The sequence below is a fragment of the Actinoplanes sp. NPDC051851 genome (assembly GCF_040681165.1).
Classification (GTDB): domain Bacteria; phylum Actinomycetota; class Actinomycetes; order Mycobacteriales; family Micromonosporaceae; genus Actinoplanes.
Genome location: NZ_JBFAYF010000002.1, coordinates 356,786 through 366,104 on the forward strand (window position 1 = coordinate 356,786; position 9,319 = coordinate 366,104).

At 71.2% G+C, this 9,319-nt stretch carries 9 protein-coding genes; 5 read left to right on the forward strand and 4 right to left on the reverse strand.

Features of this window, described 5'->3' with window-relative positions; translation table 11 throughout:
* Positions 1-156: 156 nt before the first annotated feature.
* Positions 157-960 carry a pectate lyase gene (locus tag AB0M08_RS04020; protein ID WP_364487975.1) on the forward strand — a complete coding sequence of 268 codons (804 nt, stop codon included), beginning with the start codon at positions 157-159 and terminating at the stop codon, positions 958-960.
* Here AB0M08_RS04020 and AB0M08_RS04025 read toward each other — a convergent pair.
* Genes AB0M08_RS04025 through AB0M08_RS04035 form a run of 3 tightly spaced genes read right to left on the reverse strand, consistent with a single transcriptional unit; the run spans position 951 to position 3,085 of the window.
* Positions 951-1,616 (reverse strand): HAD family hydrolase, encoded by a 666-nt coding sequence (locus AB0M08_RS04025; RefSeq protein ID WP_364487977.1) that lies wholly within the window; start codon positions 1,614-1,616, stop codon positions 951-953. The two genes, AB0M08_RS04020 and AB0M08_RS04025, sit on opposite strands and share 10 nt — an antisense overlap.
* Complete coding sequence (locus AB0M08_RS04030) at positions 1,591-2,493, reverse strand: AraC family transcriptional regulator (protein ID WP_364487979.1); 903 nt, start codon at positions 2,491-2,493, stop codon at positions 1,591-1,593. The genes AB0M08_RS04025 and AB0M08_RS04030 overlap by 26 nt, the downstream gene beginning before the upstream one ends.
* A 7-nt stretch (positions 2,494-2,500) precedes the next feature.
* Complete coding sequence (locus tag AB0M08_RS04035) at positions 2,501-3,085, reverse strand: isochorismatase family protein (RefSeq protein ID WP_364487981.1); 585 nt, start codon at positions 3,083-3,085, stop codon at positions 2,501-2,503.
* Between the two features lie 88 nt (positions 3,086-3,173).
* Here AB0M08_RS04035 and AB0M08_RS04040 point away from each other — a divergent pair, with 88 nt between their 5' ends.
* Positions 3,174-4,367, forward strand: coding sequence for a metallophosphoesterase (locus AB0M08_RS04040; protein WP_364487983.1), 1,194 nt, complete (start codon positions 3,174-3,176; stop codon positions 4,365-4,367).
* Positions 4,368-4,522: 155 nt separating this feature from the next.
* Positions 4,523-6,193, forward strand: a complete 1,671-nt coding sequence (locus tag AB0M08_RS04045; protein ID WP_364487986.1) for a S8 family peptidase — start codon at positions 4,523-4,525, stop codon at positions 6,191-6,193.
* A 289-nt stretch (positions 6,194-6,482) separates the two neighbouring features.
* Here AB0M08_RS04045 and AB0M08_RS04050 read toward each other — a convergent pair whose 3' ends face one another.
* Positions 6,483-6,965, reverse strand: a complete 483-nt coding sequence (locus AB0M08_RS04050; protein WP_364487988.1) for an NAD(P)H-dependent oxidoreductase — start codon at positions 6,963-6,965, stop codon at positions 6,483-6,485.
* Between the two features lie 206 nt (positions 6,966-7,171).
* On the opposite strand from AB0M08_RS04050, the gene AB0M08_RS04055 reads away from it, so the two are divergent.
* Both AB0M08_RS04055 and AB0M08_RS04060 read left to right on the forward strand, forming a co-directional pair.
* Positions 7,172-7,729, forward strand: a complete 558-nt coding sequence (locus tag AB0M08_RS04055) for a winged helix-turn-helix domain-containing protein (RefSeq protein ID WP_364487991.1) — start codon at positions 7,172-7,174, stop codon at positions 7,727-7,729.
* A gap of 183 nt (positions 7,730-7,912) precedes the next feature.
* Positions 7,913-8,950: a S1 family peptidase gene (locus AB0M08_RS04060; protein ID WP_364487994.1), complete on the forward strand. Its 1,038-nt coding sequence runs from the start codon at positions 7,913-7,915 to the stop codon at positions 8,948-8,950.
* Positions 8,951-9,319: the final 369 nt, after the last annotated feature.

Sequence of the window (9,319 nt, forward strand, 5' to 3'; positions counted from 1 at the left end):
CGGCGCGCAACCTTTCCGGCTCGAACGCACACTAATGCTTTTGACGGGGCCATTCTAAAGCGGCTCTGAGCTGCGGAAACATTAGTTGACAAGCGTTCCCGGGGAATTTAAGAATGGTCGGGCTCCCCCAATCTTTCCCCCAAAGAGAGGCTGACCGTGTTCAAGAACATGCGGAAGCGCTGGCGTGCCGGCCTGGTGGCGATCACCGCCCTGGGCCTGGGTCTCGGCGCGGTGGTCTACACCCAGGGCGCCAACGCCGCGACCTGGCCGACCGCCACCGGCACGGTGAAGCTGACCGCCACGAAGTCCGTCTCCGGCACGCTGGACGGTGGGCTCAAGCGCTACTACGGCAGCGGCGCGCTCGGCACCGACGACCAGGACGAGGGCCAGGACCCGCTCTTCGAGCTGGCCGACGGCGCCACCCTGAAGAACGTCATCATCGGCTCCCCGGCCGCGGACGGCGTGCACTGCCTCGGCTCCTGCACGCTCACCAACGTCTGGTGGGAGAACGTCGGTGAGGACGCGGCCACCTTCAAGGGTGGCTCCAGCGCGACCTACACGGTGAGCGGCGGCGGCGCGCAGGGCGCCGACGACAAGGTGTTCCAGCACAACGGCGGCGGCACGCTGACCGTCAAGAACTTCGTGGTCGACGACTTCGGCAAGCTCTACCGTTCCTGCGGCAACTGCTCCACGCAGTACAAGCGCAAGGTCGTGCTGAGCGGCATCACCGCCACCTACCCGGGCTCGTCGCTGGTGGGCATCAACTCCAACTACGGCGACACCGCGACGTTCAGCAACATCACCATCGTGGACGACACCAGCAAGAAGATGGCCGTCTGCGTGACCTACAAGGGCAACAACACCGGCGCGGAGCCGACCAAGCTCGCCACCTACAAGGGCAGCACCGGCGGCGACGGCACGTACTGCAAGTTCACCACCGCGAACGTCACCTACAAGTGATCCACGAGGCCGCGCAGCGAGACGATCCGGTGCGGTTCGTCGAGGGGCCCGGCCTGAACACGGTCGAGGTGCACCGCCTGTAGGCCGGCGGCGCGAGCGGCCAGCACGTCGAAGTCGTACCTGTCCCCAACGCTGAGCACCTCCCCGGGTGCCAGCTGCCAGCGAGCGACCGCCTCGCTGAACGAGCCCGGATCGGGCTTGGCCATCCCCAGATCGTCGGGAGTCCACACGGGCCCGAGGTCGGCCAAGCCCATCCGGGCCAGTTTCTTGAGCTGCTGCCCCCGGCTGCCGTTGGTCAGGACCGCAACCTTCAAACCCTTCTCCCGTACGGCGGCGAGCGCGTCCACGACGTCGTCGAAAGCGCGGTACCGGGTCTCGTACTCGGCGAGATAACCCGTGAAGATCTCGTCCAGCCGCTCCGGGGCGTACGTGAAACCGAAGTCACGAAGCCGGCGCCGGCGCTGCTCCTGGTAACCGATCTCGCGGCTCCGCCAGGCGGCGAGGTGGGTCTCGGCGACCTCGTCCCAGCGCCGGATGGTCTCCGGGGTGGGGTCGATGCCGACCGTCGGGAGCCAGGCGCGCAGGGCCTCACCGGCCGTCCCGTCGTGGTCGCCGAGCGTGCCGTCGAGATCAAAGAGAACAGCTGTCACGATCACGCCGCGAGCGTAGCCGCCGCAGCATCCGGGCGTCGCCGAAGCCCACCGCGTGCGCCGCGGACTCCACCGTGGAGCCGTGACCGATCAGGTACTCGGCTCGTTCCAGCCGCAGCATCTGCTGGTAGCGCAGCGGTGTCTGCCCGGTCGCCGTGGTGAAGAGCCGGGTCAGGGTGCGTTCGCTGACGCCGGCGCCGGTGGCCAGGTCGCCCAGCGGGAGGCTTTCGGCGAACCCGGCGTCGATCCGGTCCTGCACCCGGTGCACCACGTCGCTGAGGTGGCCGCGGTGCCGGAGCATGGCGCTGGCCTGCCGCTCGTCGCCGTTGCGCCGGGCGTAGACGACCATCTCGTGGGCGACCCGGGCGGCGACCGCCGGGCCGTGCCGCCGGGCGACCAGGTGCAGGGCCAGGTCGATGCCGCTGGCGATGCCGGCCGAGGTGACCACCCGGTCGTCGGCCACGTAGAGGACGTCGCGGGTGACGATCGCCCTCGGGTAGCTCCGGGCGAGCCGGTCCTGCAGGTCGTGGTGGGTGGTGCAGCGGCGGCCGTCGAGGAGCCCGGCCCGGCCGAGGGCGTCCGCCCCGGCGCAGACGCTGGCCACCTCGCCGCCGGAGCGGTGATGGTCAGCGATCGCTGTCAGGGTATCTTTCGCGAAATATCCGTATCCATCCCGCCAGCCGGGCACCAGGACGAGATCATCCGGCACCAGCGCGGGCCACGTCAGCGACGCCTGCAGCGAGACGCCCTGCCACGTCGGCACGGTCGGGCTCTCCGCCACGTAGTGCAGCTCGTAGCCCGGCGCGGTGGAGAACACCTGCGCCGGGCCCGCCAGGTCGAGCAGATGCACCTGCGGGGTGAGGAGGAACACCACCCGGCTCACGATCCGGTCACACCCCCGCCAGCTCCCCGACCGATCGGATCGTGGCGAAACGGCCGGCCAGCGCGTACTCGGTGCGGGCCACCACGTCCTCGGCGCTCAGCGTACGCGGATCGGCGAGCAACTCCTCGACGCTGGAGTCGGCGGGGGCGCTCCAGTGCGGGATCGGGAAGGTGGCGGTGGCGTCGGTGACGAAGGTGACCTCGTACCCCAGATCGGACGCGACCCGGGCGGTGGTCTCCACGCACTGCTCGGTCCGCAGCCCGCAGACGGTCACCCCGCGCACGCCCGCCACGGTGAGGCGGTGCTGCAGGTCGGTGCCGGTGAAGGAGTTGTGCACGGTCTTGAGGAGGGTGGGCTCGCCGGCGGCGGGTTCGAGGCCGTCCATCACCCGGACGTAGCCGCTCGCCGGGTCGAAGACCGTGCCGGTGCCGGGCTCGGTGTGCAGCACCCAGATCACCAGGTCACCGGCGGCGCGGGCGGCGTCGACCAGCCGCCGTACGTCGTCGGTGACGTCCGGGTTGTCGACGGCCTGCCAGAGGGGGCGGGCCCGGAAGGACTCCTGGACGTCGATTACCAGTAGCGCGTTCGTCATGCCTCCATTCCACGTCGCGCCGCCCGCGCTCTGAAGACACCATCAGGCCCGGGCCCGGACGGATCCGGTCACCGCCTACCCTTGGTTGGTGCGGATCGTCGTCGCGGTGGTGGCCATACTGATCGTGCCGCTCTTCGGCGGTCTCCACTACTGGTACCTCTGGCGCCGCCTGATCGCCGGGACCACCGTGCCGGGTTCACCCTGGCGCCGCGCCGGGACGGCCGTCTTCGTCGCCGGGCCGCTGCTCTCCATCGCCGCGCTCGTCGGCGACCGCGCCCTGGACCTGCCGATCGGGGTGAAGCGGGTGCTGGAGTGGCCGGGCTACCTCTGGCTGGCCATCTTCCTCTACCTGCTCCTGGCCACCCTGGCGAGCGAGTCGCTCCGGCCGGTGCTCTCCTGGTGGCTGGCCCGCCGTACGCCCGTGGTCCCGGACGCCCCTTCGGAACCGGATCCCCGGCTGTCCCGGCGGATGTTCGTGTCCCGGGTCGCGGGCGGGGCCGCGGCGGCGGTGGCGCTCGGCACCGTCGGCTACGGGACCCGGGCCGTCCTCAAGGGGCCGTCCGTCAAGCGGGTCACCGTGCCGCTGGCCAAGCTGCCCCGGAGCGCGCACGGCTTCCGGATCGCCGTGGTCAGCGACATCCACCTCAGCGCGCTGCTCGGCCGGGGTTTCGCCCAGCGGGTCACCGACACCATCAACGCCACCCAGGCCGACCTGATCGCGGTGGTCGGCGACCTGGTCGACGGCGACGTGGACGAGCTCAGCAACGCCGTCGAGCCGCTGCGGGGGCTGTCCTCCCGGCACGGGACGTTCTACGTGACCGGCAACCACGAGTACTACTCCGGCGCCGATCAGTGGGTCGAGAAGGTCCAGGAGCTGGGCTGGCGGCCGCTGGCGAACGCGCGGACCGCCCTGCCCGGCTTCGACCTGGCCGGCGTCAACGACCTCCAGGGTGAGGCGTACGGCGAGGGCCCGGACTTCGGCGCGGCGCTCGGTGACCGGGACACCACCCGGACGGCCGTGCTGCTGGCCCACCAGCCGGTGATGATCGAGGACGCGGTCCGGTACGGCGTCGACCTGCAGCTCTCCGGGCACACCCACGGTGGCCAGATGTGGCCCGCGACCTACATCGCCGCGGCGGCCAACCCGACCAACGCGGGCCTGGAGCGGTACGGCGACACCCAGCTCTACGTGAGCCGCGGCGCGGGCGCGTGGGGCCCGCCGGTCCGCGTCGGCGCCCCGTCCGACATCACGGTCATCGAGCTCGCCGCGAAGCAGGCATGAGGCGCGCGGTTCCGGCTGGTCCTCAGGGGTGTCCGGCCCTCTCAAGACACCCTTGAGGACGAGCCAGAGCCGGCAGCGGTCGCCGATCGGGTGCGGAGTGGTCACCCTTGCGGGCCTTCCTCAACCGGAGAGGGGTACGACCGATCTCGGCGGGCATGCGTAAGTGGACCCTCGGTGCCCTCTTCTCCTCGGCCGTCCTCTCCTCGGCGGCCCTGGTCGCTCCCGCCCCGGCCTTCGCGATGGGGCCGGTCCTCGGCCTCGGCGCGCCGGACGCGGTGCCCGGCCGGTACATCGTCACCCTGAAGGAGGGGGCGCGGGGCCCGCGAGCGGCCAGCCTGGGCAGCGGGCGGGTGACGCACCGGTTCACCCGGGTCGCCGGGTTCGCGGCGCGGCTCACCGAGCTCCAGGCGCACCGGCTCGCCGGGGACCCCGCGGTCCGCTCGGTCGAGCAGGACCGGGTCGTGCGGATCGCCGGTACGCAGAAGAACCCCGGCTGGGGACTGGACCGGATCGACCAGCGCTCGGTGAAGCGGTCGAAGACGTACACGCCGACCGACGACGGGAGCGCGGTCCACGCGTACGTGATCGACACCGGGATCCGGACCACCCATCAGCAGTTCGGCGGGCGGGCGACCTCGGGGTACGACTTCGCCGACGACGACAGCGACGCCTCGGACTGCAACGGGCACGGTACGCACGTGGCCGGCACCATCGGCGGCTCGACGTACGGCGTGGCCAAGAAGGTCCAGCTGGTCGCGGTCCGGGTGCTGGACTGCGACGGCGAGGGCACACTCGCGGACGTCATCGACGGGGTCGACTGGGTCACCGAGCACGCGGTCAAGCCGGCCGTGGCGAACATGAGCATGGGCGGGTCGTACAGCGCGAGCCTGGACTACGCGGTCGAGGAGTCGATCGCATCCGGGGTCACGTACGTGGTGGCGGCCGGCAACGAGGACGTGAACGCGCTGAAGAGCAGCCCGGCCGACGTGCCGGCGGCGGTCACCGTGGCGGCCAGCGACAGCAGGGACAGGCGGGCCTACTTCTCCAACTACGGCTCGGTGGTCGACATCTTCGCGCCGGGGGTGGACATCACCTCGGCGGTGGCGACCGGCAACACGGCGAAGGCCACCTGGAGCGGCACCTCGATGGCGTCCCCGCACGTGGCGGGCGCGGCGGCGCTGATCCTGGACGCGAACCCGTCGTACACGCCGGCCCAGGTGCGCAACCGGCTGGTGGCGAACGCGACCACAGGGAAGGTCACCGACCGGATGGGCTCGCCGAACCGCCTCCTGTTCGTTCCGGCGCCCCCGGCGAAGCCGGTCATCGCCACCTCTTCCGTGCCGGCCGGGACGGTCTTCCGGTCGTACGCGAAGAAGCTCGCTCTGAAATCGGCACGGACCGGGAGCTGGTCGGTGGCGAGCGGGAGTCTGCCGCCCGGACTGACGCTCTCCTCCGGCGGCACGCTCGCGGGCACGCCGACCACGCCGGGGACCTACGCGGTGGTCGTCCGGTTCACCGACTACGTGCCGCAGTCGATCACCCGGGCGCTGACCATCACGATCGCCTCGGGTACGCCGGTGATCGCTACCGAGAGTCTGCCGGATGCGACCACGGACAGCGACTACGCGGCGCAGCTGGGGATCACCGACGCGCGGGACGGCACCTGGGCGCTGGATTCGGGTGAGCTGCCGGACGGGCTGAGCCTGTCCGAGTCCGGTCAGATCAGCGGGGTGCCGTCGACCGCCGGGACCTCGACCTTCACGGTTCGGTTCACCGACGTCTGGGACGGCACGACGACCCGCGAGCTCACGCTGACCGTGGGCTGATCAGGGAAGGATGGGCTGATCTGGGAGGGATGGGCTGATCAGAGGCGGATAGACCGTCGCGTCCGGCGGCCCGAGGGGCAGCGAAACCGCCGGACGCGACGGGGCCTGTGACGGCCCCGCCGGGGTCCGGGGTTCGCCGTCGCCGGGTGCCCGGTGACGGACCGGCAGTGGCGTCGGACGGTGACGCCCTTCCGGCTTCCCGGACCGCAGTAGCGGAACGGGCTGAACGTTATTACCAAGCGTTAAGCAGGGGCTGTCGCTCCCCTGTGCGAATCCTGTGAGTCGCCGGCTACCAGTCGAGGGCGGCGGCGTACTTCTTCGCGATCGTGGCGGTCTCCGGCAGGTCGGCCTCGACCAGCGGCAGGCCGGGCCGGACCGCGATCGCGCCGAGCTCGACCAGCAGCTGCCGCAGCAGCGACTCGGCCGCGGCGGCCTGCGGGGCCACGCCGGCGGTGACCACCGGCACGGCGAGCTTGCCGGAGAGCGCCTGCGCCGGGAGCTGGTCCAGCAGCACCTTGAGCACCCCGGTGTAGCTGCCCTTGTACGTCGGAGTGGCCACCACCAGCAGGTTCGCCTCGGTCAGCGCCGCCACTGCCGCCTTGGCCGCGGTGTCGCCCGGGGTGAGCAGGCCGGCGCCCAGGTCACCGACCTCGATCACCGTCGGCGCGGGTGAGCCGAGCCGGTCCGCGATCGCCTCGCCGACCGCGATGGCGAGTGCGGAGGTACGCGACCCGGCACGCGGGTTGCCGGACACCACAACGATTGCCGTCATCATTCTGCCCCTCGATCGAAGATGCTGCTGGTCAGGCGGCTCTCGTCCCCCTCCCGCCCGCATATCCTAGTAAACCTATGGGGTATTGCAACATAGCGAACTATGGCGACCGCCACTACAATGCGGTATGCCTATCTAACAGATAGGAAATATATCCTTGCTGGGCGCCGGTCACCCGACGGCGTCCGCCCGCAGAAGGAGAAGCCATGTCCGCGCTCGCCGTCGCCCATCCGCACGCCACGCACTCCCGGCCGGTCCGCTTGCGCTCGGTGCCCGACCTGCCGCTCTCCGGCTCCGATGCGCCGGTGGGGGAGCCCGAGGTGGACGCGCCGGTGACCGTCACGATCAGCATCGCGGGGGACGCGGGTGGCCGGGAGCGGGTGCTGGCCGCGCTGCGCGAGCTGGTGAACGCCGCCGGTACGGGCGCCGCGGTCGAGGTGGACGAGCCGGCGCAGGCGGACGGCGGCGGCGCGATCCTGCTGGACCCGCGGGCGCGGACGGCGTTCCGGGACGGCCGGCTGCTCGAGCTCAGCCGCCTGGAGTACGACCTGCTGCTCTTCCTGGCCCGGCACCCGCGTCAGGTGTTCAGCCGTACGCAGCTGCTCACCCACGTCTGGGGTCACCGGCACACCACGAACCGTACGGTCGACGTGCACGTCAGCCGGCTGCGCACCAAACTGGACGACCCGGAATTGATCACCACGGTCTACGGTCTCGGATATCGCCTCGCGGATGATGCCCCGATCACCGTGATCGACCGCTGAATTCATTCTGAAACAGTCATATCCCTGCGATATGGCTATTCCATTTTCCCTGGTCAGAAGCTTCTTGACCATGTTTTTGCCGCTTTTCCCCTCCACTTGCGAAGGTATTGATCCATTTAAATACTTGCGAGCACGGTGCGCCGGACCGGCGCGCCACCTACCCAATCCCCCTGGGAGGAAACCGTGCTCAACCCGAAGCTGCGCCGACCGATCGTCGGCATAGCCGTCGGCATTCTCGTCGGCAGCGCCCTCATCGGCGCGTCACCCGCCTCGGCCGCGCCGAAGGGTGACCCGTCGTTCGCGCCGTCCGCCCTGGCCAGCCGCCTCGACGACCAGCTGGGCACCCGCGACGCCGGGTCCTACCTGGACGCCTCGGGCACGCTGGTGGTCAACGTGACGGACGCGGCGACCGCCGCCGAGGTCACCGCCGCCGGAGCCACCCCGCGTTACGTCGCCCGCAGCGGCGCCACGCTGGCCGCCGCGGACGCGAGCCTGAAGGTCGGCCTGAAGACCCCGGGCACCGCGTTCGCCGTCGACCCGGTCACCAACCAGGTCGTGGTCAGCGTCGACGAGAGCGTCACCGGCGCCAAGCTCGCCGCGGTCCGGGCCATCGTCGCCAAGCTCGGCGACACCGCCCGGATCGAGACCGTCGCCGGCACGCTCGGCACCCGCATCTCCGGCGGCGACGCCATCTACACCGGCAGCGCCCGCTGCTCGCTCGGCTTCAACGTGCAGACCAGCGCCGGGGTGAAGTACTTCCTGACCGCCGGCCACTGCACCAACGTGGGCGCCACCTGGACCAACGGCTCCACCACGCTGGGCACCCGCGCGGGCACCAGCTTCCCCGGCAACGACTACGGCATCGTCCGCTACACCACCACGTCGGTCACCATCTCCGGCGCGGTCGGCTCGCAGGACATCACGTCGGCCGGCACCCCGGCCGTCGGCGCCACGGTCTACCGTCGCGGCTCCACCACCGGCATCCACTCCGGCCGGGTCACCGCCCTGAACAGCACGGTCAACTACTCCGAGGGCACCGTCACGGGCCTGATCCGCACCACCGTCTGCGCCGAGCCCGGCGACAGCGGCGGTTCGCTCTACTCCGGCACCACGGCCCTGGGCCTGACGTCCGGCGGCAGCGGCAACTGCACTTCCGGCGGCGTCACGTACTTCCAGCCGGTCGTCGAGCCCCTCTCCGTCTACGGCGTCTCGGTCTTCTGATCCCTCTCACCGCCGGCCGGGCTTCTCCCCGGCCGGCGGTGAGGCCGGACTCGTCCCGGTCGCCCCGGTCAGGCTCTGCCTCGGCCGCCCCCGGTCAGGCTCTGTCCCGTCCGGTTCTGTCAGACCTTCGCTCCGTGCCCGGTCGGATCGTGACTCACGTCGCGCTCTCCGACGCAGGGCCGGGCACGGCGCGAGGTGCGTGCGGCGGGGTCGCTCTCAGCGACTCCGCCGCCGCTTTCTCCGGTACGCCACTCCCGCCCCCGCCCCGATCAAAAGGCCGCCACCGGTGCGCGACACCGCCCTTCCCGCCGTGTCCGCAGCCCGCAGCCCGCAGCCCGCGGCCCGCGGCCCGCAGCCCGCAGCCCGCAG

Excerpts from the sequence above, each read along its gene's own strand:
- AB0M08_RS04035 (WP_364487981.1), bottom strand. The coding sequence starts at position 3,085 with ATGACGAACGCGCTACTGGTAATCGACGTCCAGGAGTCCTTCCGGGCC.
- AB0M08_RS04045 (WP_364487986.1), top strand. The coding sequence starts at position 4,523 with ATGCGTAAGTGGACCCTCGGTGCCCTCTTCTCCTCGGCCGTCCTCTCC.
- AB0M08_RS04050 (WP_364487988.1), bottom strand. The coding sequence starts at position 6,965 with ATGACGGCAATCGTTGTGGTGTCCGGCAACCCGCGTGCCGGGTCGCGT.
- AB0M08_RS04055 (WP_364487991.1), top strand. The coding sequence starts at position 7,172 with ATGTCCGCGCTCGCCGTCGCCCATCCGCACGCCACGCACTCCCGGCCG.